Origin of the sequence: Pararhizobium sp. A13 (assembly GCF_040126305.1) — a bacterium.
In the GTDB taxonomy this organism is placed as follows: domain Bacteria; phylum Pseudomonadota; class Alphaproteobacteria; order Rhizobiales; family Rhizobiaceae; genus Pararhizobium.
On record NZ_CP149510.1, the window covers coordinates 1,772,949 to 1,799,832 of the forward strand.

General features: G+C 59.7%; 29 protein-coding genes. All 29 read left to right on the forward strand.

The features are described from left to right. The 29 genes from flgG to WI754_RS08695 all read left to right on the forward strand — a co-directional run bounded on the left by flgG (position 1) and on the right by WI754_RS08695 (position 26,874). Positions 1–789: a flagellar basal-body rod protein FlgG gene (gene flgG, locus WI754_RS08555; RefSeq protein ID WP_349437264.1), complete on the forward strand. Its 789-nt coding sequence runs from the start codon at positions 1–3 to the stop codon at positions 787–789. Positions 790–914: 125 nt separating this feature from the next. Then, positions 915–1,328, forward strand: a complete 414-nt coding sequence (gene flgA / locus WI754_RS08560) for a flagellar basal body P-ring formation chaperone FlgA (protein WP_349437772.1) — start codon at positions 915–917, stop codon at positions 1,326–1,328. Between the two features lie 47 nt (positions 1,329–1,375). After that, entirely contained in the window at positions 1,376–2,440 is a 1,065-nt protein-coding gene (locus WI754_RS08565; RefSeq protein ID WP_349437773.1) for a flagellar basal body P-ring protein FlgI, read from the forward strand. A gap of 47 nt (positions 2,441–2,487) precedes the next feature. Continuing rightward, complete coding sequence (locus WI754_RS08570; RefSeq protein WP_349437774.1) at positions 2,488–2,982, forward strand: MotE family protein; 495 nt, start codon at positions 2,488–2,490, stop codon at positions 2,980–2,982. Beyond that, positions 2,979–3,689 carry a flagellar basal body L-ring protein FlgH gene (gene flgH / locus WI754_RS08575; protein WP_349437266.1) on the forward strand — a complete coding sequence of 237 codons (711 nt, stop codon included), beginning with the start codon at positions 2,979–2,981 and terminating at the stop codon, positions 3,687–3,689. The genes WI754_RS08570 and flgH overlap by 4 nt, the downstream gene beginning before the upstream one ends. A 48-nt stretch (positions 3,690–3,737) precedes the next feature. Then, on the forward strand, positions 3,738–4,283 hold the full coding sequence (locus WI754_RS08580; RefSeq protein WP_349437267.1) for a flagellar basal body-associated FliL family protein: 546 nt from the start codon (positions 3,738–3,740) through the stop codon (positions 4,281–4,283). Beyond that, positions 4,280–5,017 carry a flagellar type III secretion system pore protein FliP gene (gene fliP / locus WI754_RS08585; RefSeq protein ID WP_037119713.1) on the forward strand — a complete coding sequence of 246 codons (738 nt, stop codon included), beginning with the start codon at positions 4,280–4,282 and terminating at the stop codon, positions 5,015–5,017. The genes WI754_RS08580 and fliP overlap by 4 nt, the downstream gene beginning before the upstream one ends. A 319-nt stretch (positions 5,018–5,336) precedes the next feature. Next, the gene (locus WI754_RS08590; RefSeq protein ID WP_349437268.1) at positions 5,337–6,299 is read left to right on the forward strand and encodes a flagellin; all 963 of its coding nucleotides are present in this window, start codon (positions 5,337–5,339) and stop codon (positions 6,297–6,299) included. A gap of 268 nt (positions 6,300–6,567) precedes the next feature. Then, positions 6,568–7,530 carry a flagellin gene (locus tag WI754_RS08595; protein WP_349437269.1) on the forward strand — a complete coding sequence of 321 codons (963 nt, stop codon included), beginning with the start codon at positions 6,568–6,570 and terminating at the stop codon, positions 7,528–7,530. Positions 7,531–8,627: 1,097 nt separating this feature from the next. After that, entirely contained in the window at positions 8,628–9,593 is a 966-nt protein-coding gene (locus WI754_RS08600) for a flagellin (protein ID WP_349437270.1), read from the forward strand. A 535-nt stretch (positions 9,594–10,128) separates the two neighbouring features. Then, complete coding sequence (locus tag WI754_RS08605) at positions 10,129–10,785, forward strand: hypothetical protein (RefSeq protein WP_349437271.1); 657 nt, start codon at positions 10,129–10,131, stop codon at positions 10,783–10,785. Beyond that, complete coding sequence (locus WI754_RS08610) at positions 10,782–11,981, forward strand: flagellar motor protein MotB (RefSeq protein ID WP_349437272.1); 1,200 nt, start codon at positions 10,782–10,784, stop codon at positions 11,979–11,981. The genes WI754_RS08605 and WI754_RS08610 overlap by 4 nt, the downstream gene beginning before the upstream one ends. Before the next feature lie 5 nt (positions 11,982–11,986). Then, positions 11,987–13,300, forward strand: coding sequence for a chemotaxis protein MotC (gene motC / locus WI754_RS08615; RefSeq protein ID WP_349437274.1), 1,314 nt, complete (start codon positions 11,987–11,989; stop codon positions 13,298–13,300). Continuing rightward, the gene (locus tag WI754_RS08620) at positions 13,297–14,934 is read left to right on the forward strand and encodes a flagellar hook-length control protein FliK (RefSeq protein WP_349437275.1); all 1,638 of its coding nucleotides are present in this window, start codon (positions 13,297–13,299) and stop codon (positions 14,932–14,934) included. Before motC ends, WI754_RS08620 begins: the two co-directional genes overlap by 4 nt. Then, the gene (locus WI754_RS08625) at positions 14,885–15,436 is read left to right on the forward strand and encodes a lytic transglycosylase domain-containing protein (RefSeq protein ID WP_349437276.1); all 552 of its coding nucleotides are present in this window, start codon (positions 14,885–14,887) and stop codon (positions 15,434–15,436) included. The genes WI754_RS08620 and WI754_RS08625 overlap by 50 nt, the downstream gene beginning before the upstream one ends. A 280-nt stretch (positions 15,437–15,716) precedes the next feature. After that, positions 15,717–16,388 carry a response regulator transcription factor gene (locus WI754_RS08630; RefSeq protein ID WP_349437277.1) on the forward strand — a complete coding sequence of 224 codons (672 nt, stop codon included), beginning with the start codon at positions 15,717–15,719 and terminating at the stop codon, positions 16,386–16,388. Positions 16,389–16,500: 112 nt separating this feature from the next. Next, entirely contained in the window at positions 16,501–17,718 is a 1,218-nt protein-coding gene (locus WI754_RS08635; protein ID WP_349437278.1) for a flagellar hook protein FlgE, read from the forward strand. 20 nt (positions 17,719–17,738) lie between these two features. Beyond that, the gene (gene flgK / locus WI754_RS08640; RefSeq protein WP_349437279.1) at positions 17,739–19,175 is read left to right on the forward strand and encodes a flagellar hook-associated protein FlgK; all 1,437 of its coding nucleotides are present in this window, start codon (positions 17,739–17,741) and stop codon (positions 19,173–19,175) included. A 2-nt stretch (positions 19,176–19,177) separates the two neighbouring features. Then, positions 19,178–20,230, forward strand: a complete 1,053-nt coding sequence (locus WI754_RS08645) for a flagellar hook-associated family protein (protein WP_349437280.1) — start codon at positions 19,178–19,180, stop codon at positions 20,228–20,230. Positions 20,231–20,267: 37 nt separating this feature from the next. Then, complete coding sequence (flaF, locus tag WI754_RS08650) at positions 20,268–20,615, forward strand: flagellar biosynthesis regulator FlaF (RefSeq protein WP_018324193.1); 348 nt, start codon at positions 20,268–20,270, stop codon at positions 20,613–20,615. Then, entirely contained in the window at positions 20,612–21,061 is a 450-nt protein-coding gene (flbT, locus tag WI754_RS08655; protein WP_349437281.1) for a flagellar biosynthesis repressor FlbT, read from the forward strand. The genes flaF and flbT overlap by 4 nt, the downstream gene beginning before the upstream one ends. Further along, a complete protein-coding gene (gene flgD / locus WI754_RS08660) occupies positions 21,052–21,468 on the forward strand; it encodes a flagellar hook assembly protein FlgD (RefSeq protein WP_349437282.1) in 417 nt (138 codons plus the stop codon). Before flbT ends, flgD begins: the two co-directional genes overlap by 10 nt. Then, positions 21,468–21,734 (forward strand): flagellar biosynthesis protein FliQ, encoded by a 267-nt coding sequence (gene fliQ / locus WI754_RS08665; protein WP_037156451.1) that lies wholly within the window; start codon positions 21,468–21,470, stop codon positions 21,732–21,734. The genes flgD and fliQ overlap by 1 nt, the downstream gene beginning before the upstream one ends. A gap of 155 nt (positions 21,735–21,889) precedes the next feature. Beyond that, positions 21,890–23,977, forward strand: a complete 2,088-nt coding sequence (gene flhA, locus WI754_RS08670; RefSeq protein WP_349437283.1) for a flagellar biosynthesis protein FlhA — start codon at positions 21,890–21,892, stop codon at positions 23,975–23,977. Then, positions 23,974–24,726: a flagellar biosynthetic protein FliR gene (fliR, locus tag WI754_RS08675; RefSeq protein WP_349437284.1), complete on the forward strand. Its 753-nt coding sequence runs from the start codon at positions 23,974–23,976 to the stop codon at positions 24,724–24,726. Before flhA ends, fliR begins: the two co-directional genes overlap by 4 nt. Before the next feature lie 5 nt (positions 24,727–24,731). After that, positions 24,732–25,145 carry a hypothetical protein gene (locus WI754_RS08680; protein ID WP_349437285.1) on the forward strand — a complete coding sequence of 138 codons (414 nt, stop codon included), beginning with the start codon at positions 24,732–24,734 and terminating at the stop codon, positions 25,143–25,145. A gap of 118 nt (positions 25,146–25,263) precedes the next feature. Continuing rightward, a complete protein-coding gene (locus WI754_RS08685) occupies positions 25,264–25,830 on the forward strand; it encodes a rod-binding protein (RefSeq protein WP_349437286.1) in 567 nt (188 codons plus the stop codon). A gap of 106 nt (positions 25,831–25,936) precedes the next feature. Further along, positions 25,937–26,305, forward strand: a complete 369-nt coding sequence (locus WI754_RS08690; protein WP_037119672.1) for a hypothetical protein — start codon at positions 25,937–25,939, stop codon at positions 26,303–26,305. Beyond that, positions 26,305–26,874, forward strand: a complete 570-nt coding sequence (locus tag WI754_RS08695; protein ID WP_349437287.1) for a hypothetical protein — start codon at positions 26,305–26,307, stop codon at positions 26,872–26,874. Before WI754_RS08690 ends, WI754_RS08695 begins: the two co-directional genes overlap by 1 nt. The last annotated feature ends 10 nt before the right edge of the window (positions 26,875–26,884 follow it).

Sequence of the window (26,884 nt, forward strand, 5' to 3'; positions counted from 1 at the left end):
ATGAAGGCTCTTTCCATCGCCGCGACCGGCATGAACGCCCAGCAGCTGAACCTGGAAGTGATCGCGAACAACATCGCGAACATCAACACCACCGGTTACAAGCGCGCGCGGGCAGAGTTCTCCGACCTTCTCTATCAGACCGAACGCGCCCAGGGCGTCCCGAACCGCGCCAACCAGGCGATCGTGCCGGAAGGCGCCAATATCGGTCTCGGCGTCCAGACGTCCGCCGTGCGCAACCTGCATCTGCAGGGCAGCCTCGTCAGCACCGGCAACGACCTCGACATGGCGCTGATCGGCCGCGGCTGGTTCCAGATCGAGACCCCGGACGGCGAAACGGCTTATACCCGCGCCGGCGCCTTCAATACCAATGCCGACGGCCAGCTCGTCACGATCGACGGCTATACGGTCATCCCGGAAATCACCGTGCCGCAGAATGCGAGCGAGATCACCGTCAGTTCGTCCGGTCAGGTGACCGTCCGCATCGGCAACGACACCATCCCGCAGGAAATCGGCCAGCTGACGATCGCCAACTTCGTCAACGAGGCGGGCCTCGAACCGCAGGGCGACAACCTCTTCAAGCAGACACCCGCGTCGGGCGAACCGGTGATCGGCACGCCGGCTGATCCGGGCTACGCGCAGATCAAGCAGAAATACCTCGAAGCGTCGAACGTCGATCCGGTCAAGGAAATCACCGACCTGATCTCCGCCCAGCGCGCCTATGAAATGAACTCGAAGATCATCCAGGCGGCCGACGAAATGGCCGCGACGGTCAGCAAAAATCTGAGATAACAGAGGGAATGGCAAACATGACGTTTCGCCGGACTGCCATCGCATCGATAGTGACGGCTGCTGCGACCCGCGGAGGATTTCTTCCGCTGACGCTGGCGGTGACCGGTTCCCTTTGCGTCTGCCTGATGTCTCCGGGCCTGGCACTCGCCGAAAAGCGCATGGCGGTCATTCCCACCCAGACGATCTATCCCGGCGAAGTCATCGATGCCAATCGCCTCGAAGAGGTCGAGGTGACGAACCCGTCGCTCACCGGCGACTATGCGACATCCACGGAGCAGGTACTCGGCAAGGTGACCAGCCGGACGTTGCTCGCAGGGCGCGTCATTCTGGTGTCTGGCCTGCGCGATCCCTATGCGGTCGAACGCGGCAAGGCGGTGCGGATCGTCTTCACCAACGGGCCTCTGACGATCACGGCCGGCGGCGCTCCCTTGGAGAATGCTGCGGTCGGCGACCTGATCCGGGTGCGCAACACGGATTCCGGCATCATCGTTTCCGGAACGGTGATGGAAGACGGAACAATTCATGTGGTGACAAAATGATCCTTCGTTTCGGCAAATGGTGCCTGGCCTTCATCGTGGTCTTCGCAATGGCGATCACGCCGGTCGAGGCTACCTCGCGCATCAAGGATGTCGCCTCGGTGCAGTCAGGACGTGAAAACCAGTTGATCGGCTATGGCCTCGTCGTCGGCCTGCAGGGAACCGGCGACAGCTTGCGCTCTGCACCGTTCACAGCACAGTCGCTGCGGGCCATGCTGCAGAATCTCGGTATTTCGACACAGGACAATGAATCCCGTTCGAAGAACATAGCCGCGGTCCTGGTCACGGCCAATCTGCCGCCCTTCGCCAGCCCGGGTAGCCGTATCGACGTGACAGTCGGTTCGCTTGGCGATTCGACTTCGCTTCGTGGCGGTACGCTGGTGATGACCTCGCTTTCCGGCGCCGATGGCCAGATCTATGCGGTCGCGCAAGGCTCGGTCGTGGTAACTGGCTTCAGCGCACAGGGCGATGCCGCATCCGTTACCCAGGGTGTCACCACGTCGGGCCGCGTCCCGAACGGCGCCATCATCGAGCGCGAATTGCCGGCCAAGTTCAAGGACGCGTTCAATCTCGTTCTTCAGCTGAGAAACCCCGATTTTTCGACCGCCGTCGGCATGGCCGCAGCGATCAACCGCTACAGCAAGACCCAGTTTGGCGGGAATATCGCTGAGGCTCAGGATTCCCAGACGGTCGTCATCGACAAGCCGAAGATGGCCGATCTCTCCCGCCTGATGGCCGACATCGAAAACCTCGTCATCGAGACCGACGTGCCCGCGCGTGTCGTCATCAACGAGCGCACCGGTACGATCGTGATCGGACAGGACGTGCGGATCAACAAGGTTGCCGTCAGCTACGGCACTCTGACGGTTCAAGTCTCGGAAACGCCGACCGTCGTGCAGCCGGAGCCCTTTTCACGTGGCGAAACGGCAATCGAGCCGAATACGACGATCGACGCGGCGCAGGACGGCGGCACCGTCGCCATCCTCGACGGTTCGAACCTGCGCTCGCTCGTCGCAGGACTTAACAGCATCGGCGTGAAGCCGGACGGTATCATTTCCATTCTCCAGGGCATCAAGACGGCCGGTGCCCTCCAGGCGGAGCTCGTATTGCAATGAGTGCACCCATTCTCTCCGCGCAGCCGGACAGCCTGCGCCGTCGCCTAATGATGCTTGTGGCCGGCTGCACCATGCTTGCCATGCCCGGCGCCTTCGCGCAGGAAGTCGCAGCACCCGCGACAGCCATTCCGGCGAACGGCGACGAAATCCAGCAGTTCTGCACCAATATTGCCGATGCCGCTCGCGACCAGCGTTACCTCTTGCAGAAGCAGAATCTGGAAAAGCTCCAGGCGGAGGTCGATGACCGCATCGCCAAGCTCGAGGTGCGCCGCGCCGAGTACGAGGACTGGCTGAAGCGCCGCAACGATTTCCTGAAGCAGGCCGAGCTTGGCCTCGTCGATATCTACAAGACCATGAAGGCGGATGCGGCGGCCGGGCAACTCGAGCTGGTCAATCCCGCCATCGCCGCGGCGATCGTCATGAAGCTGCCGCCGCGCCAGTCGAGCCTCATCCTAAGCGAGATGAGCAGCGACAAGGCAGCCGTTCTTACCAACATCATATCCAGCGCCAGCGATTCAACAACGTCGAAGGAACCGTCATGAGGTATCCGCTTTCGGTTCTTCTCGCTGCCAGCCTGCTGTCGGGATGTCAGAACCAGACTTTCAACGAAATCGGCAGGGCGCCTTCGATGAGCCCGATCGGCAGCGGCCTGCAATATGCGCAGACGCCGCAGATGGCGATGTATCCGAAGGAGCCGCGCCACGTCGCCAACGGCTTTTCAATTTGGAGCGACAATCAGGCGGCGCTGTTCAAGGATGCGCGCGCGCTCAAGGTCGGCGACATTCTGACCGTCGATATCCGTATCGACGACAAGGCCTCGTTCGACAACAAGACCGATCGCAGCCGAACCAACGACAGCGGTTTCAACATCGGCGCCAACGGCCAGTCCGAATCGAGCGATTTCGGCTGGAAGGGCGGCCTCGACTACGGCTCGAACACCAAGACGAAGGGTGAGGGCACGACGGAACGGTCTGAAAAGCTGGTTCTGCTTGTTGCGGCCGTCGTGACCGGTGTGCTTGAAAACGGCAACCTTCTGATCAGCGGTTCGCAGGAAGTGCGCGTCAACCACGAGATCCGCATCCTCAATGTCGCCGGTATCGTCCGGCCCTATGACGTCGATGCGAAGAACATGATCTCCTACGACAAGATTGCCGAGGCACGCATTTCCTATGGCGGCCGCGGCCGTCTGACCGAAGTGCAGCAGCCGCCGTGGGGCCAGCAGGTCGTGGATATCGTCTCGCCGATCTGACGGCGTGCTCGCCGCGTCCGCACGGCATAACACGAGATGGATTTGAACATGGAAGATCTCGATACGGCTTCACCTGCGCCCAAGGGGGCATCGAAGGTGATGACGATTGCTGCTCTTGTCGTTCTGACGCTGCTGGCAGGTGGTGGCGGATGGCTGGTCGGCGGCGTCGTGGCGCCAAAGCCGCTGAGCTTGGAAGAAGCGAAGATGGTCGAGGAGGCGAAAGCCGCTGTTGCCCACAAGAAAGCCAAGGAGGCAGGCGGCGAGGAGGCGAACAACAAGGACGAAGGGCTGCCGCGAATTGCCACCGAAGCCAACGGCGTCGTTCAACTCGACGCGATCACGACCAATCTTGCTTACCCCACCGAAAACTGGATACGGCTGGAAATCGCGCTGCTTTTCAAGGGCGCGCCTGATGTCGCCATGGCCGAGCAGATCCATCAGGATATAGCGGCCTACATGAAGACGGTGTCGCTACAGCAGATCCAGGGGCCGCGCGGATTTCAGTATCTGAAGGATGACATAGAAGAACGGGTTGACCTTCGCTCCGAAGGGCGCGTAACCAATGTCATCTTCAGGACATTCGTTATTCAATGATTCGCACCATCGCATTCATAGCCGCCATGATGGCGATGTCGGGTATCGCCGGCGCGCAGGGCTTCCCTGCTGACATCTTGAAGACGCCCGTCGACGGCTCTGTCGCGTCCTGGATCATCCGCACGTTCGGCCTTCTGACCGTCCTGTCGGTTGCGCCGGGTATCCTGATCATGGTGACGAGCTTTCCGCGCTTCGTCATTGCCTTTGCCATCCTGCGTTCCGGCATGGGTCTCGCCACGACCCCCTCGAACATGATCATGGTGAGCCTCGCCCTGTTCATGACCTTCTACGTCATGGCGCCGACATTCGATCGCGCCTGGCAGAATGGCATCAATCCGCTGTTGCAGAACCAGATCAACGAAACCGAAGCGATGACGCGCATCTCGGAGCCATTCCGGGAGTTCATGCTCGCCAATACGCGCGACAAGGACCTGCAGCTCTTCATCGACATCGCCCGGGAGAAGGGCCAGAACGTCGTCGTCGACAACAAGGTCGATCTTCGCGCCGTTGTACCAGCCTTCATGATTTCGGAGATCAGACGCGGTTTCGAGATCGGCTTCCTGATCATGCTGCCATTTCTGGTGATCGACCTGATCGTCGCGACCATCACCATGGCGATGGGCATGATGATGCTGCCGCCCACCTCGATCTCTCTGCCCTTCAAGATCCTTTTCTTCGTCCTGATCGACGGCTGGAACCTGCTCGTCGGCAGCCTGGTGCGGTCTTTCAGCTGATCTCATTGGCGTGGTTAACGGACGGTCAATTTTCCGCCACGCGCGCGCTCCGGCGGAATAGATCAAGTCTTTGAATTGTATGTATAAATCGGAGTCTGATTGCCCCCGGCTGCGTTCGGTTTTATATGTAGAACTACCTAATATTCAGGCGGCGTTTAAACAAATTGCAATGTTTGCCTGCGACATTACCCTCACATGACGGATTTGGACCGCCTGACGAACAGGGGCCGAGTGGCATGATGCCGAGCCGTCATCACCGGTAAGTATTTCAGTCCGGTATGTCCCCCAATTGTATTTCGTATCTAGAGGGACAACCCCAATGACAAGCATCCTGACGAACTCTTCTGCAATGGCAGCTCTGTCGACGCTGCGCTCCATCAGCTCCGATCTGGAAACGACTCAGGGCCGTATTTCTTCCGGCCTGCGCGTTGGCGACGCTTCCGACAACGCTGCTTACTGGTCGATCGCAACGACCATGCGTTCGGACAACAAGGCACTCTCCACCGTTCAGGACGCTCTCGGTCTCGGCGCTGCCAAGACGGACACGGCCTATACCGGTTTGAACGCCGCCATCGACGTTGTTTCCGAAATCAAGGCCAAGCTGGTCGCTGCCCGCGAACCGGGCGTTGACAAGACCAAGATCAACAAGGAAATCACCGAGCTCAAGAACCAGCTGGTTTCGACGGCAACTTCGGCGTCCTTCTCGGGCGAAAACTGGCTCTACAACGACTCGACGACCGCTGTCGGCACCAAGGAAATGGTCGGCTCGTTCACCCGGGATTCGTCCGGCAACGTCTCGGTTGGCGTTCTCGAATTCGACGCTTCGACCTCCGTTCTCGTGGACATGAACGACGCAGAGCTCGGCCAGCTCACGAAGAACGTCGAAGTCGTCCAGCCGTCCGGCACGACGACGGCCGATGCGACCTACTTCCTGGTCGATGCTGGCTCGACGACCGCTGCAACGGGTACCGAAATCGCCCTGACGTCCGCGACCACCGACGATGACCTCGAAGGCATGATCAGCGCCGTTGACGCCATGCTGACGAGCCTGACGGACTCCGCCGCGACGCTCGGCGCAACCAACACCCGCATCTCGATGCAGGACGACTTCATGGCCGACCTGATGGATGTGATCGACAAGGGTGTCGGCCGCCTCGTCGACGCCGACATGAACGAAGAGTCGACCCGCCTCAAGGCCCTGCAGACCCAGCAGCAGCTCGGCATCCAGGCGCTCTCGATCGCCAACTCGGACTCACAGAACGTCCTGTCGCTGTTCCGCTAATCGAAAACGGCGCGGGCCGGCCATAACCCCCAACGGCCGGTTCACGACCTATAGAAACCGCATCTCGCAAGAGGTGCGGTTTTTCTTTGCCGTCAAAATTAATTTTCAGCTTTAGGTTTTCTTTAACCATGTTGGTGTTTTCTATGACCATCGAAACAGCGGGTTAACCAAGAAACTTAACGCGTTAGCAGGCATGAAGCTGGCTGCTGTTTCCCGGTAGCGACCGGAATGTCCCTTCCATTTCACCTGTTCAAAGGGGCAGTTTACCATGACGAGCATTCTCACCAATTCGGCTGCGATGGCAGCACTTTCCACCCTGCGTTCGATCAACGACGGCATGGAAACCACCCAGGGCCGCGTTTCCTCCGGCTTGCGTGTCGAGACGGCAGCCGACAATGCCGCCTACTGGTCGATCGCAACGACCATGCGTTCGGACAACAAGGCTCTCTCCACCGTTCAGGACGCTCTCGGTCTCGGCGCTGCCAAGACGGACACGGCCTATACAGGCCTCGACAATGCCATCGACGTCGTTTCCGAAATCAAGGCCAAGCTGGTTGCTGCCCGCGAACCGGGCGTTGACAAGCTGAAGATCAACAAGGAAATCACCGAGCTGAAGAACCAGCTGGTTTCCACAGCTCAGTCGGCTTCCTTCTCCGGTGAAAACTGGCTCTACAACGACACGACGACCGCCATTGGCACCAAGGAAATGGTCGGCTCGTTCACCCGTTCCGCCTCTGGTACCGTTTCAGTCGGTGTTCTGGAGTTCGACGCTTCGACCTCGGTTCTGGTCGACACGAATGATGCAGCGCTCGGCCAACTCACCAAGGACGTCGCTGTCGTCCAGCCGTCCGGCACGACGACGGCCGATGCGACCTACTTCCTGATCGATGCCAGCTCCACGACCGCCGCTGCCGGCAACGTAGTCGCCCTGACCGCAACGACCCTCGACGACGATATCGAAGGCATGATCAGCGCCGTCGATGCCATACTGACGAGCCTCACGGACTCCGCCGCGACGCTCGGCGCCACCAACACCCGCATCTCGATGCAGGACGACTTCATGGCCGACCTGATGGACGTGATCGACAAGGGTGTCGGTCGTCTCGTCGACGCCGACATGAACGAAGAGTCGACCCGCCTGAAGGCCCTGCAGACCCAGCAGCAGCTCGGCATCCAGGCGCTCTCGATCGCCAACTCCAACTCGGAAAACATCCTCTCGCTCTTCCGTTAATCGGATCGGCGAAAGCGACAAAGCCGGCGGTGTCAATTATCCGCCGGTCATCCAACAGGCCGCGTCCCGCAAGGGGCGCGGTTTTTGCGTTGTGTGCCGAGCATGCTCGATAGTTTGGAGGTGAAAGTCCTCTACCCAGCCTGATGACGGCGAAGGGTTAGCGAAGCGCAAGGGCGTTGCCGCGAGGCAGGGTCTGAAGGAAGCGCGGAGCAAATCCGTGACCCGATGGACAAGAACCGGATATGAGGCCTACCCGGTCGGACGAGCAGGCAACGAACTGCGAAGTCCACGGTCATCGACGACCGGGGTGGTAAATTCGGCGGGTATGCGGAGAAGGCGAGCGAGCTTACCTCGGGAGATCTCCGACGTGTCCGGCATCCCCGGACTGAGCGGATCGCAAGACCCGTGATCGCGTCGGAGAAGTCAGCAGAGGGCATAGTCGGCCGCAAGGCCGAAGGCCCGAACGTAGGAAGGGTTATTAGGGCGGATGTCTCGAACGGCCAATCGGCAGAAGACCCAGCTCGAGCTGGCCTTCATGCAGGAGGATAGGAGTAATGCTCCGCCTCTCCTGTACGAAGGGACCGAAGTCGATGCGGCGGCCCCCGCACCCGAAAGCCCAGCGGTCCTGAGCGGACCGACGATGGAGAAGGTTGTCGCTCGCGACAATCTGACGAACGCATTGGCACGTGTCAGGCGTAACAAGGGGGCGCCAGGGGTCGACGGTATGACCGTCGATAACCTGGCTCCCTACCTGAAGGACCATTGGCCCGAGATCAGGGACCGGCTTCTCCGAGGCACCTACCGGCCCCAGCCGGTGCGGCGTGTTGAAATACCCAAGGCATCCGGCGGCATCCCGATTTCTGCGTCCTGGCGTCGCTCATCTTAACGATTCAGCAATTCAGATTTATTTTTGTTCATTTTCATTACCCACTTGCTAACGCCATTAATGGTTTGTTAACCATGTGACCGTTAAGTGTTCGTTAAGAGCGATAGGCTGTCCTTGGGCTAAACATGGGGCAGTTTGCATGACGCTGGTCCCGTCGCTGCCGGTCATCATCCGGAATGTTCCGTTTAAATTTGAACTGGGGCAATGACCAATGACCAGCATCCTTACCAATTCTGCGGCGATGGCCGCTCTCCAGACATTACGTTCGATCAACACGAACATGGAAGACGTGCAGAGCCGCATTTCCTCCGGCTATCGCGTCGAGACCGCCGCGGACAACGCCGCCTACTGGTCGATCGCGACCACGATGCGCTCGGACAATGCGGCGCTGTCGACCGTTCAGGACGCGCTCGGGCTGGGCGCCGCGAAGGTCGACACATCCTATGCCGGCATGAGTTCGGCCATCGACGTCGTCTCCGAGATCAAGGCAAAGCTCGTCGCTGCGCGCGAACCGGGCGTCGACAAGACCAAGATCAACAAGGAACTCACCGAACTCAAGAACCAGCTGGCATCGGCTGCCGAATCGGCTTCGTTCTCGGGCGAGAACTGGCTTTACAACGACAGCACGACGGCGGCCGGCATCAAGCAGGTCGTTGCTTCGTTCAACCGGTCAACGAGCGGCACCGTTTCCGTCTCGACCTTGGATTACGATACGGCCTCGTCGATCCTGATCGACACGAATGACGCATCGCTGGGCCGCCTTACCCAGGACGTAGCGGTTGTCCAGCCATCTGGCACGTCAACGGCCGATGCGACTTACTTCCTGATCAACGCAGGCTCCACGACGGCTGCGGCTGGTACCGAAATCACGCTGACCACGACCACCAGCGACGACGACATCGATGGCATGATCAGCGCCGTCGATGCCATGCTCAGCAACCTGACCGATGCCGCATCGACTCTCGGCGCCATCACCAGCCGCATCGACATGCAGGAAAACTTCGTCGCCAACCTGATGGACGTGATCGACAAGGGTGTCGGCCGCCTGGTGGATGCCGACATGAACGAGGAGTCGACCCGGCTGAAGGCGCTGCAGACGCAGCAGCAGCTCGGCATCCAGGCGCTCTCGATCGCCAATACCAACTCCGAAAACATCCTGCGCCTGTTCCAGCAGTAAGTCTGCTTTGGCGGACCGGTGGGCATCGTTCCGGGCGTCGCCTTCCAGGCTCATCGCCGCCTCCTTTTTTTGCGAGGCTGCGCCACGTTTTTCCGCCGTGCCGCCGGTCATCGGTATGGCTGGAAACGGTTGGACCGCGCTAATTGCCCAAGCGCGGTCCAACACCTCATACCAAGTCTCGATGATAGGAGCCTATCGTCGAGACTTGGGATTACATTTCCGACCTACATTTTCGCGCAAGTTTGGCTGGGTAGTCTCCAGCCGCAACCATTCTCGTCCGGGTTGCCAGCCAATATGAATATTGTGCTGCCGTTGTATGCGGCCTGCGCCACCGGGTTCTCCGGACGGCGAGCCGGTACGGATTGAAAATGTTCGGGCCGTGCGGCGTTGCCGTTGCGCAGGTTCCTGAAGGAGACATTCCGGAAGTGTCACAGTCTGTTGTTTTCAGGCCCGTCAGCCAAATGCTGCCTGCAACCGAGGAGGGGGCGGGCCAAGCCGTGACCGTAACGATGACCTGTGTCGCGGGAGGCAACCGATGAGCGCTTCCATCTCCCGCTATCTCAAGGATTTCAGCGCTCCCAAGGTCGATCTCAAGATGGTTCCGCCGCGATATTTCCCGGACCTCGATGACGACTTTCCTGCCGACGGTGCGTTCGCCATGAAGCAGCAGGCCGAACCGCAGATCGATATCGAGGCAGAGCGCCGCGACGCGTTCGCGCAAGGGCGTCGTGAGGCGGAGGCCGAGCAGCTTTCTCTGCACGCGACGGAAATCGCCGCGCTGAACGCGCGCCACGCTGAAGAGCTGGAGGCCATGCGCGTACGCTGCGAGAATGAAATCGCCGCGATGATCTACGATCGCTTCTCCGACATGGGGTCCCAACTCGCCGCCATGCTTTCCGACCAGACGGCGCGTGTTTTGGCGCCGGTGATGGACGAGGTGCTGCAGCGCAAATCCGTCGATGACTTGGCGCGCACGATCACCCACGCGGTCGGAGCCGGCGAGGGTGCCAAGATCACGGTGAAGGGGCCCCTGGCTCTGTTTGAGGCACTGAAGCGTCGTCTCAATGATGAAACACTGATCTTCCGCCACCAGGAAACCGCCGACATCGACCTTTCGGTTGAGTTCGGCGATTCGATCCTGGTGACGCGAATGGCTGCCTGGGCGGACACCGTCAGGAAGGTGCTGGCATGAGCGAGAACGAAAGCCATCACCACGGGAAGAACGAAATCATCATCGTCAAGCGCCATGGCGGCAACCACGACGGCCATCATGGCGGCGCCTGGAAAATCGCCTATGCCGACTTCATGACGGCGATGATGGCGTTCTTCCTCGTCATGTGGCTGATCAATGCGGCCAATCCGCAGACCAAGGCAGCACTTGCCTCCTATTTCAACCCTGTGCAGCTGACCGATGCCAAGCCGTCCGAAAAGGGCGTCAAGCAGCCGGCCAAGGACGCCAAGGGTGAAGAAGACCAGATGAAGTCCAAGGTCAACGGCACAGAGACGAGGACGGGCGGATCGGCCAAAAACGGCGACGACCTGACGGCGACGTCGGGTGAAGAGACGCAATATTCCGACGCCGATTTCTTCGAGAACCCCTATTCCGTCATGTCCGAAATCGTCAATGAAACCGGCCGCCAGGCCAATATCAGCGCCAAGGGCGACGGCGGCGCATCAACCTCCGGCCCTGCGACCGGGGCCGAAGGCGGTGAGGCCTACCGCGACCCGTTCGACCCGGATTTCTGGACGAAGCAGGTCGAACTGCAAGATGCGGAAAAGGGCGGAGACAGCCTCGAAGCCAAGGCCGGAGACGGGCCTGCCGATGCGTCGAAGGATGCTGCTATGGCCGCACAAGCCCAGTCCGGCGCGCCGATGAAAGATCAGGCTGATCGGCCGGAAAAGGCCGCGTCGGCCACTCCTGATGAGAACGCAGCCAAGGCGCTGAAAGCCGAAATCGAGAAGGAAATCGGCGGGTCTGCCGGCAAGCTTGCCGAAGGATTGCTGGTGACGCCGACCGAGGGCGGGCTTCTTGTGACGATTAGCGAACGGGCAGACACGCCGATGTTCGGTGTCGGCTCGGCCGTGCCTGAAAAAGACATGGTCATCGCCATGGAGAAGATCGGCAAACTTTTGTCCGAACGCACGGGCGCGATCGCTATCCGCGGCCATACCGACGGACGTCCCTTCAAGAAAGGCGTCTACGACAATTGGCGGCTCTCGTCCGATCGTGCCCAGAGCGCCTACTACATGCTGGTTCGCGGTGGTCTCGCCGAAAGCCGCGTCAGCCAGATCAGCGGCTTCGCGGACAAGCGGCTCCAGGTTCCGAAGGATCCGCTGGCGCCGGCCAACCGGCGTATCGAAATCCTGCTGCAGACAGATCAGGGCTGACCGCGATGCTGAAGGCGATCCGCAACCTCCTTCTCGGCGCCTGCGCCTTATGGGCCCTTCCGGGCTTCACGGCGCATGCCGGGAATTTGGAGGATCTGGCGCCCTATAAGATGCTGCGTTCTCTGCAGTATATCCAGGATTCGATCGTTCTTGGGGATCATTCAGCCGCCGAGATGCAGCGTTTCATGCTCGGCGCAATCGACAAGCGCCTGCGGGCCGCAGACGCCTCCGTTTTTGATGATCCGCGAAATGTCGACGCGGCCTTCATCTATGCGATGAGCGGCGGCAATCCCGAGACCCTGTCCTATCTCGCGGACCGCGATATCGAAGGAAATTTCGACAGCCGCGTCGTCGATGCGCTGAGCCACTACCTTGCCGGCAAGGGCGGGCTTATGGTCGAGAATCTCGAGAAGGCCATTCCTGAGTACCGGAACGCGCGTATCGGCCCCTATCTCTATCTGGTTCTCGGCAATGGCACCGCGCAGCAGGACCCTGCCGCGTCGATGAAATATTATGATTGGGCGCGGCTGACGGCGCCCGGCACGAATATCGAAGAAGCTGCCTTGCGCCGGTCGATCGCGCTGGCGACCCGGGGCCACATGCCGGACAAGGGATTTGCCTATTCCCTGTCCTACGCGCGGCGTTTCCTGACGTCTCCCTATGCCAGCCAGTTCGCTGATGTCTTCGTCGAATTGGCGGTCGCAAACCACGGCGAACAGACGGAGGGGAAAATCCAGGAAATTCTCGGTTTCATGGACAGGCCCCGGCAGCGTGAAGTCTATCTGCGCATTGCCCGGCGCGCCGCGATCGGCGGCATGCAGGAGCTGGCGACACTTGCTTCCCAGCGCGCCCAGGCGCTCTCGGATGTCGCTGATGCTGGTCCAAAGGCACTGGCCGATCTCTATTCCGGGCTCGTCGGCGTTCCGTCCCAGGATATCCTTGAAGCGGTAAAGGGGATCAGCTCCATCCCTGACGCGGAGCTCTCGCCGCGTGACCGCGCGTTGCGCAAGGCAGCGACGATCGTCGCGCAGGAAGTGTTGCGTGCGCCGGACCCAGAAAGCCTGACGCAAGCATCTGATTCTAATATCACTCCTCAAATCACTGTGGGGAAAGGCGGCCCGGAGACGGGCAGCGGCGAAAGCCCATTTGCAGCACCGGCGTCCGGCGCGGCGTTGAGTACCGCGCAATCTGAGGAGACACAGGAGATGGCAGCGTCGGAGGCGAGCCCTCCTGATCCGGTTCTCGACGCGTTTCTGAGCACAGGTCGCTCGAAACTCGACGAGATCGATTCTCTCCTGAAGGGGGAAGACGAGAAATGACATTTGTGGACGACAGTCTTTTGGGCACGGCCCCGATACGTTCAGCCAAGTCTGGCTCCCAGTCTGCGGGTAAGCAAAACGAAGCGGCTGCGGCCAATCAGCGTTCGGCTTTCGAAAATGCCTTTGCCGACGCCGGCAAGAAAAAGCAGCCGATGATTTCGATCAGCGGAAAGACATCAACAGACACCGGCATGCCGGCGACGTTTGCTGCTTCGCAGAATCTGACAACCGCTGCCAAGGCCGACACCGCGTCCAACGGTGATACCGCCGCGCTCGACCCGGACTGCCCGCTATCCTTGCCTGGTTCAGCAGATGACGTTGAGATGCAGTCTGCGCTCGGGAACACTACCAATGCCGCTTTCCGTCCGGCTGAAAAGCAGATGCTGGTGCCGCAGACTGGGGAAGAGCTTACCATCGAACCGGAGGTTCATGGCCAGATGTTCACTTCGGCGCCTTCCGAGGGCAAAGGCAGCCTTCGAGCGTCCATCGGTCTGGCCAATCTTGGTGCGGATGCGACAGCCGACGCGGGCCAGATCCTGGACGAGCAGGCTGGCGACAAGATGAAGGGTCTCTTGAAGGATCCGAAGGAACAGCTTTCGAAGCACAGCGATTCCAAGGCAGCGACATCGGGCGAGGCGTTGCCGTCGAATTCGCAAGGGAATGCCGATGCGACGATGGACACGGCGCCCGCCGATGTCAGCCAACTGCTCGCGCTCCTTGGCGCCGCGCAGAAACCGACCGACGCCGGCACAACGGTGCCGGCAGAGCCGCCGCCGGTCCTGTCCGAGTTCCAGGCACTGGCAGAGAGCGCCGGCAAGGCCACGGTCGCTTCGAAGGATACCGCGGCGGCGAAAGCGTCGGCCCGACCTGAGACTGACGCCAGCGCTGTCGGGAACGCCACGCAGGCAGGGTCCGATCAGATATTCCGTTTCGCCCGCGCCGATGGCAAGGGCCAGGCGGTTTCCATGAGCCTCGCCTCGGATAGTGACAAGGGAGTTGTGACGAACGATGCCGGCTCCAAGTCCACGACAACGGCCAAGGGTGAAACCGTGACCGTTGTTGAAGCGCGCCGCTATCTCGGCCTGGCGCCCAGCAGCAATGCGTCGGCGATAACGAGCCAGATCACCAGCAATCCCGAATGGGCAAACGCACTCCAGCCGAGCACGGCGGCTGCGGCGCCGTTGACTGAGGTTTCTACGGGCAAGGTTCTCAACACGCTGAAGATCCAGATGCATCCGATCGATCTTGGCACGGTGACGGCCACACTGCGGCTCAAGGATGACGAATTGCACGTCGAGCTGAAGGTGGAGACGGGCGACGCCTTCCGGCAGCTGAGCGACGATCAGGGTGCCATGGTGAAGGCGCTTCGTGCGCAGGGTTTCGCGGTCGATCAGGTCAGTATCGTCTTCAATGCCTCGGATTCCTCCAGCGGCAACAATACACAGCAGCAGGCGCAGCCTCAGATGGGTCAGCAGGGCCGCGAAGCGGCCGGAGACGGCCCGGCCCAAGGCAGGGGCGAGCGCAATGATAGCGGCGGCGAGCAGCAGGACAGCGGAAGGTGGACGAGGAATGAAGGTACGAGCGATGCGTCTTCTGGTGCTGAGCTTAACCGGACTGGTGACGTCTATATGTAGCGCGGAGGCCAACACCGGGGTCTGTGAAAGCGAGATCACGGCAGCCGCAGCGAAATACCAGATTCCGGCAGGCATTCTTTATTCCGTCGGTCTGACGGAAACCGGCCGCAAGGGATCGCTGCAGCCGTTTGCCATGAACATCGAGGGCAAAGCCTATTTCGCCAACAGCGCGGACGAGGTGTTGCAGCGATTTGCTGCAGCCCGTGCGCAAGGAGCCAAGCTGATCGATCTCGGCTGCATGCAGATCAACTACCATTTCCACGGCGAAAATTTTGCATCGCCGAACGAGATGCTGAACCCGAGGAAGAACGTCGAATACGCTGCCCGCTTCCTGGCCAATCTGCATGCCAGGCACGAGACCTGGACGATGGCCGTTGCCCGGTATCATGCCGGCCCCAACAATGACCCCGCGCAGAAAAAATATGTCTGCCGCGTGATCGCCAATCTGGTTGCCACAGGCTATGGAAAGTGGACACCAAACGCGTCGAACTTTTGCCAATAATACAACCTCTAGGCGATTTACTTCGGTCCTTTTCCGCCCCGCGTAATTGCGTCAACATTGCGTTCGAAAAATGACCGCAAACGCTTTCTTAATGGGGCGTTAACGTTTCCCCATAAATTTTAGTGGCACATATTGATGTACGTACTACATGTAGATCAAATCGGTACAAAAATCTTAATCTAGTATTAATTTCAGCCAGTAACTTCCCATAGTTGTTCAGGAATCCGCCGATTCGTATCTGTTGCCCATCGAGGCACCATACTGATTCGGAGGCGGACGAATGATCGTAGTGGTTGATGAGCGTGAGCTCGTGAAAGACGGATACACTTCACTGTTTGGACGAGAGGGCGTGCCCTCCACCGGGTTCCATCCAAGCGAATTTGGCGATTGGGTTTCAACGGCGGCCGACACCGATATCGACGCCGTCGAGGCGTTTCTGATCGGCCAGGGTGAGAAGGCGATGAGCCTGCCCCGGGCCATCCGGGACCGGTCTTCGGCACCGGTCATCGCCATCAGCGATTCTCCCTCGCTCGAAACGACGCTGGCGTTCTTCGACTGCGGCGTCGATGACGTGGTGCGCAAGCCGGTTCATCCCCGGGAAATCCTTGCCCGCGCTGCGGCCATCCGCCGCCGTCTGAAGGCTTTGGCGAACTACACCGACATCGGCCCGATCCGGGTTTTCTCCGACGGCCGGGATCCGGAAGTGCATGGCGAAGTTTTCGCCCTGCCACGCCGCGAGCGCCGCATTCTCGAATACCTGGTCTCCAACCGCGGACGGCGGGTGTCCAAGACCCAGATATTCAACGCCATCTACGGCATCTTCGATGAGGACGTCGAAGAGAACGTCGTGGAAAGCCACATCAGCAAGCTGCGCAAGAAACTGCGCAAGCGTCTCGGCTTCGATCCGATCGATTCCAAGCGTTTCCTCGGCTACTGCATCGACTGGAGCTGACGATCTTCGTGTCGGCGGTCGGATGTGGCGGCATCCGATCCGGCCTCTCAAGACAGGTTCACGCAAGGCCCACTTCCTAGAGTTGCCATAACGACGAAAACGAGGATCGGACATGAGTCTTTACGGAATGATGAGAACCGGTGGCTCCGGCATGAACGCTCAGGCAAACCGCCTGGGCACCGTCGCCGAAAACATCGCCAACGCCAATACCACCGGCTACAAGCGGGCATCGACGGAATTTTCCTCCCTGATCCTGCCGACGAGCAACGGCGCGTACAACTCCGGCGGCGTCGAGACGAAGATCCGTTATAGCATCTCGGAGCAGGGGCCGACGACCTACACGACGTCCGGCACCGACATGGCTATCAACGGCGGCGGTTTTTTCATCGTTTCGGGCTCAAACGATTCGAACTTCCTGACGCGCGCCGGCGCCTTTACGCCGGATGGCGACGGCAACCTGGTCAACGCGGCCGGCTACACCCTGATGGGGTACGAATACGAAGAAGGCGTCGACCCAACGGTCGTCGTCAACGGTTTCGACGGCTTGACGAAAGTCAACCTTTCGTCCGACGGCCTGGTTGCCACGGGCTCCACGACGGGTTCCATGGGGGCCAACCTCAACTCGGCGGATGAGGTCGGTGTAACGGCCGCGTCGACCACGTCGCTCAGCGTCTTCGACAGCCAAGGCAATTCGCGTCTGCTTGATTTTACCTACACAAAAACTGCCGATAATACGTGGACGTTGGAAGTGGTCGATCGCGAAACCTCCACGTCACTCGGCACGGCAAATCTCGAATTCAATGCTGACGGAAGCCTGGCCACCACATCCGACACGTCCATAACGACGACTGCGATGACTGGCCTTACAGGAACCGGTGCCGACCTCGCGTCGCTGACCATCGATCTCACGGAGACCACGCAGCTCGGCTACAAGTTCAACCCGGACGGCGGTTCAATCGACGGCAATGCGCCGAGCAAGGTGTCCGGATACCAGATCGACGACGAGGGCATCGTCTACGTCAAGTACGAAAACGGCGATCTCGACCCGCGTTATCGCGTGGCGCTTGCGAACGTCGAGAGTCCGGACAATCTCGTCCCCCAATCGGGCAACGTCTACTCGCAGGGCGTGGATTCGGGCGTCATCGTCACCGGCTTTGCCGGCGCCGGCGACTTCGGCAGCATCCAGTCCGGCGCGCTCGAAGGCTCGAACGTCGATATCGCCAACGAACTGACGGCAATGATCGAATCGCAGCGCAGTTACACGGCGAACTCGAAGGTGTTCCAGACCGGCGCCGACCTGCTCGACGTTCTCGTGAACTTGAAGCGGTAATTGAAAGTACGGGCTCAGCCATGTCTCTGTCATCTGCGATAAACACCGCAAATTCGATCTTCAGCAACACGGCGCAGCAGACCGCGATCGTGTCGAAGAACATCGCAAATGCCAGCAATTCGGACTATTCGCGGCGGTTGGCGATGCTCGGCACCAGTGGCAATGGAGCGCAGGTCGTCTCCATCCAGCGGGCGCAGAATGACGCGTTGCTCAAGCAGAACATTGTCAGCATCTCCCAGGCTTCCGCACAGGGTACGCTGTTTGCGGGCCTGGAGACGCTGAAATCCTCTCTCGGCGGCAATGACTACGAAACGTCGCCATCCACCTATCTGGCGGCGTTTCGTGACAGCCTTCAGACGTTCGCTTCCACGCCCGGAAACACGACGATAGCGGCGACGCTGGTATCGGATGCAAACGACCTGGCGAACTCGCTCAACAAGACTTCGACCGCGGTTCAGGATCTACGCCTGGAGGCCGACAAGGAAATCGCCACCTCCGTCAATACGCTGAACGGTTTGCTGGCCGATTTCGAAAAAGCCAACAATGGCGTTATGACCGCCACGGCCTCGGGAGCCGACGGCAGCGACGCGCTCGACCAGCGCGACAAGATCCTGCGGCAGATTTCCGAAATCGTCGGCATCTCCACGGTGACGCGGTCGAACAACGACACTGTTATCTACACCTCGGACGGCACGGTTCTCTTTGAAAACACGCCCCGCAGCGTGACCTTCGCGGCCACCTCCGGTTTCGGCGCGACGACGACTGGCCAGCCCATCTATGTCGATGGTGTCCCGGTGGCTGCCGGTACAGGCGGAAACACCTCCGGCGAGGGAAAGCTGTCTGCGCTCCTGCAGTTGCGTGACGAGATTGCCCCGAAATTCCAGTCGCAACTGGATGAAGTTGCGCGCGGATTGGTGGAGCTGTTCAAGGAAGACGACGGTTCTGGGGCCCTGCCGGGCCTGTTTACCTGGGCGTCGGGAACGGTGCCTGCAACAGGTACGATCGAGCCGGGTATCGCCGCAACGCTGCAGGTCAATTCGTTGGCCCAGTCAGATCCGCTGCTCGTTCGTGACGGGGGCTTCAACGGCACGACTTACGTCAAGAACACGGACGGCAGCTCGGGCTACTCGGACCTGCTCGACAGCTATGTCACTGCCATGGACGGCAACCTGGCCTTCGATACGACGACGGGTCTTGACGGCAGCAGCACCATTCTGGATTTCGCCACTGCGTCTGTCGGTTGGCTCGAGGACCTGCGCAGCAGCGCTTCCACTGCCAACGACAACAAGGCGGCGTTGTTGTCGCGCACCCAGGAAGCTCTGAACAACGAGACCGGCGTCAGCATGGACGAGGAGCTCTCGCTGCTGCTCGACCTGGAACAATCTTATAAAGCGTCGGCCAAATTGGTCAGTACCGTGGACGCCATGATGGCGGCCCTTCTGGAAGCTGTGAGGTAATCATGAAGACGTCCTTCGTTTCGAACCTGGCTGTCCAAAATGCGATGCGGTTGACGATCCAGCAGACGCAGGCGGAGGTGGTCAAGTTACAGGCGGAAGTCACGACCGGCCGCCACGCCGATGTCGGCGTCGCGCTCGGCGGCACAACCTCGCGCTCCCTCGATCTCCAGCGCGAAATGGCGCGTATGCAGACGCTGACCACCACCAATGCCGTTGTCACGCAACGTCTTGCCGCGTCACAGGAAGCACTTGAGACGGTCGCTGATGCGGCGCAGTCGATCAACAAGGTGCTGATCAGCCTGAGTGGTAGCGAATCGGCGGACCAATTGGCGATCGCCAAGACCGAGGTCACCAATGCACTTTCGATCTTCACGGGAGCGGTGAACACCTCTTTCAACGGCGAATACTTGTTTTCGGGGATAAACACCGACGTCAAACCGGTTGCCGACTACAATGACCCTGCTGTGTCGGCGGCGAAGACGACGTTCGATACGGAACTTTCGTCCTATATGTCGGCAAACGGCATTGCGTCGATGAGCGATTTCACCGCGTCGCAGATGGATGATTTCATCAGCAACACGCTCGAACCCCTGTATATGGGAACGCAGTGGACGACGGATTGGTCTCAGGCATCCGATCAGACCATGACGAGCCGCATCTCGACCTCTGAGGTCGTGGCGAGTTCGACAACCGCCAATTCCGACGGCATGCGGAAGTTCGCTCTTGCCAGCGTCATCGCTTCGGAACTGCTCGGCGCGGATGTCAGTTCGGAAGTCCGCTCCACCGTCAGCACCGCCGCGATGGGTTATATCGGCGAGGCCATTTCGGGGATCGACGCCCAACGCAGCGACCTCGGTATTTCCGAAGCACGGGTGGAGAAGGCCAACACCTCGCTCGCAGCACAGATCAAGCTGGTGACGACGCATATTTCCGATCTTGAGGGGATCGATAGCTATGAGGCGTCGACGCGTATGAACACGCTGCTGACCCAGATCGAGACTTCTTACACGCTTACCTCACGGCTTCAGCAGTTGAGTTTGATCAATTTCCTCTGATGCGGTGAGGACCAGGACAAACATGAAGGATGTCTGAATGTATCAGTTTTCATACGCCGAGATCATGGAGGACGGCGTCGCCGACTCCAAGGATCGCGAACGGCAAGTGCTCGACCGCTCGATTGCGCTGCTTGCAGCCGCAAAACAGCAGAAAGGGTACTCGAGGGAGGCCATCGAGGCGATTTACTACACGCGGCGTGTCTGGATCCGGTTCATCGAGGATCTTCGTGCGTCGGACAATCAGCTGAACGATGAATTGCGCGCCAACCTTATTTCCATCGCCATCTGGATTCTGGGCGAGACGGAAAAGATTCGCAAACGCGAATCCTCCAATTTCCAGGGCATCATAGACATCACAACCATCATCAGGGATGGACTCAAATGAAAAGCACACTGCGTATCTCGCTGAAATCGGGCGAACGGATTTTTGTCAACGGGGCGGTGTTGCGTGTCGACCGTAAGGTTGCAGTCGAATTCCTGAACGACGTGACCTTCCTGCTCGAAAACCACGTTCTCCAGCCGGAAGACGCCACCACGCCGCTGAAGCAGCTCTATTTCATTGCCCAGATGATCCTGATCAATCCGGAAGGTGCCGAGCAATCGACCAACATGTTCCGCAAGTCGGTGGTCATGCTTCTGAACTGCTTCAAGAACGAAGACGTCGTGGCGGAACTGAAACGCGTTGACGGCATGGTGACGCAAGGCCGGGCCTTCGACGCCCTGAAGGCGATCCGCGGTCTCTACGCCATCGAGGACCGTATCCTCAACAACCAGGAAATCGCCCCGGCAACGATCGAACAGATTCGCAAGGAGATAGCACCATGGCGGTAAGCGGCGTAACGTCAACCACCACCACTGCGTCCACGACGACCTCGAGTTCGACCGCGGACGCGGCGTCGGCCAGCCTGAACTACGACAGCTTCCTGAAGCTACTCGTGGCGCAGATGAAGAACCAGGATCCGACCGAGCCGATGGATTCGTCCGAGCAGATCGCCCAGCTCGCGACCTTCTCGCAGGTCGAACAGACGATCAAGACCAACACCAATCTTGAAAGCCTGCTGGCGCGCACCTCGCTCAGCGAAGCCAATGCCGTTATCGGCAAGACGGTAACGAGTGCTGACGGCGAGACGACTGGTGTGGTCAAGGAAGTAAAGCTATACTCTGATGGAATCATCGCGGTGCTTGAAAACGGAGATGAGCTTGTCGTTGGCGCCGGTGTGACCATAAGTGATAGCTGATGAATGAGGCGGATGCCCTTGATATAGTGCAGGCGGCGATCTGGACGGTCGTCGTCGCTTCCGGGCCCGCCGTTCTCGCCGCCATGGTCGTTGGCGTCGTCATCGCCTTCATTCAGGCGCTGACCCAGGTACAGGAAATGACCCTGACCTTTGTGCCGAAAATCCTCGCCGTTCTGGTGACCGTTGCGCTTTCGGCTTCCTTTGTCGGTTCGCAGATTTCCATCTTCACCGATATCGTCTTCTCCCGCATCCAAAGCGGCTTCTGACGTGCTTCCGGCGAAACAGGCGTCACGAAAAACGTCCTTGTGCTTCCTTCCGTCATCGATGCCACCTTCGCGCAAGTTTGGCGCGTTAGGCCTGTTGCCAGTATGGGCAGCAGGTATGAATGCTGCCTGCCTCTCATGAAGAGACGGAATTTCCGATGGCAACACCTCCCGCTCTAGTCATCCCGAAGGTCGCACCGAAGGGCCGTGATATCGGCTTTGCGCTCGGCATCGTGATGATCCTGTCGATCCTCTTCCTGCCGATCCCACCCTTTCTGATCGACATCGGGCTGGCCTTCTCCATATCATTCTCGATTCTCATCCTGATGGTGGCGCTGTGGATCCAGCGGCCGCTGGATTTCTCGTCCTTTCCGGTCATTCTTCTGATCTCCACCATGACCCGCCTGTCGCTCAACATCGCGACGACGCGCGTCATCCTTTCGCATGGCCATGAAGGACACGACGCAGCCGGTGGCGTCATTGCCGGTTTCGCTGAGCTCGTCATGGGCGGCGATTTCGTCATCGGTCTGATCGTCTTTCTGATCCTGATCACCGTGAACTTCATCGTCATCACCAAGGGCGCGACGCGTATCGCGGAAGTCGGCGCCCGCTTCACGCTCGATGCGATTCCCGGCAAGCAGATGTCGATCGACGCGGACCTCTCCGCCGGCCTGATCGACGAGAAGGAAGCGCAACGGCGCCGGCGCGAACTGGAAGAGGAAAGTTCCTTCTTCGGTTCGATGGACGGTGCCTCGAAATTCGTGCGTGGCGACGCGATCGCCGGATTGCTGATCACCGCCATCAACGTCTTCGGCGGCATCATCATCGGCTATGCCCGCCACGACATGTCGATCGGCGAAGCCGCCGATGTCTTCGTCAAGCTCTCGGTTGGTGACGGTCTGGTGTCGCAGATCCCGGCGCTGATCGTGTCACTGGCCGCAGGTCTGCTTGTGTCGCGCGGCGGCACTGCCGGATCGACGGACCAGGCGGTCGTTAACCAGCTGGGCGGTTATCCGCGTGCGCTCATGGTGGCGTCCGGTCTGATCCTGATGCTGGCCATGATGCCGGGCCTTCCCTTCATTCCCTTCGCCTTCCTCGGCGGCGGCATGGCTTTCCTCGGGTGGATGATCCCGCGTCAGCTCGAAGCGGCCAACAAGCTCAAGCGCGAACAGGACCAGCAGACCGCCCAGCAGAAGACCGACAGCGAGAAGGACTCCGTCAAATCGGTCCTCAAGACGGCGGAAATCGAGCTTCTGCTCGGCAAGCAGGTCTCCACTCGGCTTCTCGGAGCGCACCAGGAACTGGCCTTCCGCGTTGGCAAGATGCGCCGCAAGTTCGCCGGTCAGTACGGCCTCATCGTTCCCGAAATCAAGGTGTCGGACGACATCGGCATTCCCGACAAGGCCTATCATATCCGCATCCATGGGACGACGATCGCCTCGAACACTGTCCGCGTCGGCGAAGTTCTCGTCGTGACCGGCGGCGGCCGCAAACCGAGCGTTCCTGGTGACGATATCCGCGAACCCGCCTTCGGCATGCCTGCGGTATCGATCCTCGAAACCTTCACCGAGGACCTGAAACGGGAAGGCTTCCACCCGATCGACAACGTCTCGGTGGTGCTCACGCATCTGTCCGAAGTCATCCGCAACAACCTGCCGCAGCTCCTGTCCTACAAGGACGTGAAGATCCTGATCGAGCGCCTCGATCCGGAATATCGCAAGCTGGCGGATGAAATCTGCACTTCGCACATGTCCTATTCGGGTCTGCAGGCGGTGCTGAAGCTGCTGCTTGCGGAGCGCGTCTCGATCCGCAACCTGCATCTGATCCTGGAGGCGGTTGCCGAACTCGCCCCGCATGTGAGGAAGACCGAGCAGATCGTCGAGCATGTCCGCGTGCGTATGTCGCAGCAGCTTTGCGGCGATCTTGCCGACAACGGCACGCTGCGCGTTTTGCGTCTCGGCAACAAGTGGGACATGGTCTTCCACCAGGCGCTGAAGCGCGACGCGAAGGGCGAAATCGTCGAATTCGACATCGATCCGCGTCATTTGGAAGAATTCAGCGAGCAGGCGACCCGGGTTATCCGTGAACATCTCGACCGCGGCATGCCGTTCGTGCTGGTAAGTTCGCCCGAATCCCGTTCTTATGTGCGCATGATCATCGAGCGCCTGTTCGCCACATTGCCAGTCCTTAGCCACGTCGAGCTTGCCAAGGGTCTCGAGATAAAGATCATTGGCGCGATCTCATGATCACCGATCCCGAAGGCACGGTGCTGGCGCTTTTTGCCGCATTCTGCCGGATCGGCGCGTGCATCATGGTCATGCCGGGCTTCTCGACGGCGCGTGTCCCGGTGCAGATTCGCCTCTTCGTGGCTGTGGCGATCTCGATGGCGGTGCTGCCGATCATGTGGAACGAGATCTATCCGCAGATTTCCGGCAAGGGGCATACTTATATCTACATCATCGCCACCGAAACGGTGATCGGCAGCGTCATCGGCCTGATCGCGCGCTACTATGTGCTCGGGTTGCAGTTCACGGGCACCGTCATCACCATGATGATCGGGTTTAATGCGCCGCCAACCGCGGATGTTCTCGAAGATACGGCCGAGAACCAGCTGACCAACCTGATCAGTTTCGCCGGACTGATGGTCCTCTTCATGCTCGATTTCCATCACGTCATCCTGTCGAGCATCATCGATTCCTACAAGGTGATGCCGCTCGGCGGCGGCTTCGACCCGCAGGGTGTGCTGATCACACTCACCAATGCGCTCGAAACCACCTTCTACATCATGCTGCGGCTGGCGAGCCCCTTCATCATCTATGGCCTGCTGTTCAATGTCGCCATCGGCATGGTCAACAAGCTGGCGCCGCAGATGCCGCTGTATTTCATCTCGCTTCCCTATCTGATCATGGGCGGCATGTTCCTTCTCTATCTTGGCATCGCCGCGATGCTGCGTCTGTTCGCCGACGGCTTCGCACCGATGATGCAAGGGGGCTAGCCAAGGTGAAAAGCCGCTCGGAAAAACTGAAGCGCCTCGTGGCCGTACAGCGGCACCTCGAGCAGATGGCGGAAAGCGAACTGGCCGAAACCGCCAGGCAGCGCCGCGAGCTTGCCGAAACCATCGATGTTGTCGCCGACGCCATGGGATCGGCAAGCCCGCTGCATGCGATGTTCTCCGGGCACTATGCCTCGCAGCTTGGTCGCCTTGCCCAGAAGGACCAGATGCTCCTTGGTATCCAGCAGGGCCACGAAACCCGCGTCCTCAAGGAGCGGGCAAAGGGCGACCGGCTGGAGGAAAACATGAAGGAAGCGCGCGTTCTCGAAGATCGCACCGAGGCCGACGATGCCATCTACGATCTCGTCGATCAGCACGTGATGGGCAAGCCACCAGCTTCCGGTAAGGTTGACCGGTCATAGTGCGGCTTGAGGATCGGCCGTCTCTGCGTCCGAACCCATTGTTTAGACTGCTGAATTTATGGGGTTATCAGTGGTGTCCTCTCGGACACCGCTAGCTCCGTGACCGAGAGGACACCGCATGGCCATTTCTCCTCCAAGCGACCTGGTATTGGATGTCGTGCGTGCCGCCGATCCGGCCGAAGTGCAGGAGGCGCAGGCGCGGCTAAAGGCCAATCGTGCCGCCTTCCAGGCAACAAGCCTTGCCGAAAACGGAACCGGCTTTGCCAATACGGTTGCAGTCCTGAACCAGGACAGCCCGTCCAACAGTCTTGGCGACATCAACAATCGCGCCGAGGCCAAGAAGATTCCGGAAAGCTATCGCAAGTTCGAGGCCATGGTGCTCCAGAATTTCGTGAAATCGATGCTGCCCGCCGAAAGCGAAGAGGTTTACGGCAAGGGCATTTCCGGCGACATGTGGAAAAGCATGATGGCCGAGCAGATCGGCAACGTCATGGCACAAGGCGACGGGGTCGGCATCGCCGAGAGCATGGTCACCGACCGGATCGTCGGTTCGGGTGGACCCGACCGCGTGAACGCAGCGCTCGACGGCAACGACAGCAATGTCGCGCTGAGCATGGTGCAGGAATACGAGCGCAAGGCCGTCGCCAGGTTCATGGAAACCGGCGGCAAGAACGAACAGGCCTGAGGCAATCCCGGCGGATTGCCCGGGCTTACCTGACAGATAAAGTTTCGCGCAGAGCATCACGACAAACACAGGACCCGCGGATGCCAGCGCCAATGGGAGCGAAATGATGGAAGTTGCAGCATCGAGTGACGTGCGTATCCAGAACGTGCTGGGTCGTCTCGAAATGATCCTCGACAACGAGAACAACCGGATCGGCGTCGATCCGAGCTTCGATCTGAAGGCATCGAACGCGCGCAAGAGCCGCTGCCTCTATGAACTGACGATGCTGCATCGCGACGCCTCGCCGAGCGAGATTTCGCCGTCCTTCGTTTCCCAGACCAGGCACATCAAATCCAAGCTGATGGCAAATTCGCAGAAGGTGAACGCGCATATGGAAGCGTGCCGGTCGGTGGTGGAAATCCTCAAGACCGCCGTGCAGGACGCCGATGCGGACGGCATCTATTCCGAGCAGCAGTTCCGGTACGGCGATTTCTGATGCTGAAGCTTGTTTTCACCGGGGTCTGGGTCTGTGCGGTGGCGCTCGGATCCGTCTATTTCTCGATCCAGCATGCTTCGGCGCCGGTGGAATCGGATGCGGAGACGGAACGCCGCGCATTGCAGCAATATGTTCCCGGTGAACTCATTACGGTCCCGGTGATCACCGACGGCGCGGTGCAGGGCTATTTCCTGACGAAACTGTCTTTCGCCGTCGACAAGAACAAGATCAAGCACTTGGACGTGCCGCTCAAGGAGACGGTCACCAACGCGCTTTTTGATATTCTCGTCGGACGGAAATTGATCAACGTCGCTGACAACAACAGTTTCGACCTCGCGAACTTCAAGACTGCGGTCAAGGAAGGCCTGAACAAGGACATGCACGACGAAGTGATCTTCGACGTCCTTGTCGAGCAACTCGAATATCTGTCGAAGGCGGATGTCGCCCGGATTGCCAAGGGTGCGAACCAGCCGCAGCAAAAGCCTGTGGCGATTATCGACAAGAATGGCGAAGCTGCCCACGACGAGATCCCGGAAGCCGAAAGGCGCGCTGCGGCCGCGGCTCATTGAGATCGTCAGC

Coding starts and splice junctions, on each gene's coding strand:
- WI754_RS08620 (WP_349437275.1), top strand. CDS start 13,297: ATGACATTTGTGGACGACAGTCTTTTGGGCACGGCCCCGATACGTTCA.
- WI754_RS08565 (WP_349437773.1), top strand. CDS start 1,376: ATGGCGATCACGCCGGTCGAGGCTACCTCGCGCATCAAGGATGTCGCC.
- flgH (WP_349437266.1), top strand. CDS start 2,979: ATGAGGTATCCGCTTTCGGTTCTTCTCGCTGCCAGCCTGCTGTCGGGA.
- flgK (WP_349437279.1), top strand. CDS start 17,739: ATGTCTCTGTCATCTGCGATAAACACCGCAAATTCGATCTTCAGCAAC.
- motC (WP_349437274.1), top strand. CDS start 11,987: ATGCTGAAGGCGATCCGCAACCTCCTTCTCGGCGCCTGCGCCTTATGG.
- WI754_RS08595 (WP_349437269.1), top strand. CDS start 6,568: ATGACGAGCATTCTCACCAATTCGGCTGCGATGGCAGCACTTTCCACC.
- WI754_RS08580 (WP_349437267.1), top strand. CDS start 3,738: ATGGAAGATCTCGATACGGCTTCACCTGCGCCCAAGGGGGCATCGAAG.
- flgD (WP_349437282.1), top strand. CDS start 21,052: ATGGCGGTAAGCGGCGTAACGTCAACCACCACCACTGCGTCCACGACG.
- WI754_RS08685 (WP_349437286.1), top strand. CDS start 25,264: ATGGCCATTTCTCCTCCAAGCGACCTGGTATTGGATGTCGTGCGTGCC.
- WI754_RS08605 (WP_349437271.1), top strand. CDS start 10,129: ATGAGCGCTTCCATCTCCCGCTATCTCAAGGATTTCAGCGCTCCCAAG.
- WI754_RS08695 (WP_349437287.1), top strand. CDS start 26,305: ATGCTGAAGCTTGTTTTCACCGGGGTCTGGGTCTGTGCGGTGGCGCTC.
- fliP (WP_037119713.1), top strand. CDS start 4,280: ATGATTCGCACCATCGCATTCATAGCCGCCATGATGGCGATGTCGGGT.
- WI754_RS08690 (WP_037119672.1), top strand. CDS start 25,937: ATGGAAGTTGCAGCATCGAGTGACGTGCGTATCCAGAACGTGCTGGGT.
- fliR (WP_349437284.1), top strand. CDS start 23,974: ATGATCACCGATCCCGAAGGCACGGTGCTGGCGCTTTTTGCCGCATTC.
- WI754_RS08635 (WP_349437278.1), top strand. CDS start 16,501: ATGAGTCTTTACGGAATGATGAGAACCGGTGGCTCCGGCATGAACGCT.
- WI754_RS08590 (WP_349437268.1), top strand. CDS start 5,337: ATGACAAGCATCCTGACGAACTCTTCTGCAATGGCAGCTCTGTCGACG.
- WI754_RS08625 (WP_349437276.1), top strand. CDS start 14,885: ATGCGTCTTCTGGTGCTGAGCTTAACCGGACTGGTGACGTCTATATGT.
- flbT (WP_349437281.1), top strand. CDS start 20,612: ATGAAAAGCACACTGCGTATCTCGCTGAAATCGGGCGAACGGATTTTT.
- WI754_RS08610 (WP_349437272.1), top strand. CDS start 10,782: ATGAGCGAGAACGAAAGCCATCACCACGGGAAGAACGAAATCATCATC.
- flaF (WP_018324193.1), top strand. CDS start 20,268: ATGTATCAGTTTTCATACGCCGAGATCATGGAGGACGGCGTCGCCGAC.
- WI754_RS08600 (WP_349437270.1), top strand. CDS start 8,628: ATGACCAGCATCCTTACCAATTCTGCGGCGATGGCCGCTCTCCAGACA.
- WI754_RS08630 (WP_349437277.1), top strand. CDS start 15,717: ATGATCGTAGTGGTTGATGAGCGTGAGCTCGTGAAAGACGGATACACT.
- flhA (WP_349437283.1), top strand. CDS start 21,890: ATGGCAACACCTCCCGCTCTAGTCATCCCGAAGGTCGCACCGAAGGGC.
- WI754_RS08645 (WP_349437280.1), top strand. CDS start 19,178: ATGAAGACGTCCTTCGTTTCGAACCTGGCTGTCCAAAATGCGATGCGG.
- flgG (WP_349437264.1), top strand. CDS start 1: ATGAAGGCTCTTTCCATCGCCGCGACCGGCATGAACGCCCAGCAGCTG.
- flgA (WP_349437772.1), top strand. CDS start 915: ATGTCTCCGGGCCTGGCACTCGCCGAAAAGCGCATGGCGGTCATTCCC.
- WI754_RS08570 (WP_349437774.1), top strand. CDS start 2,488: ATGATGCTTGTGGCCGGCTGCACCATGCTTGCCATGCCCGGCGCCTTC.
- fliQ (WP_037156451.1), top strand. CDS start 21,468: ATGAATGAGGCGGATGCCCTTGATATAGTGCAGGCGGCGATCTGGACG.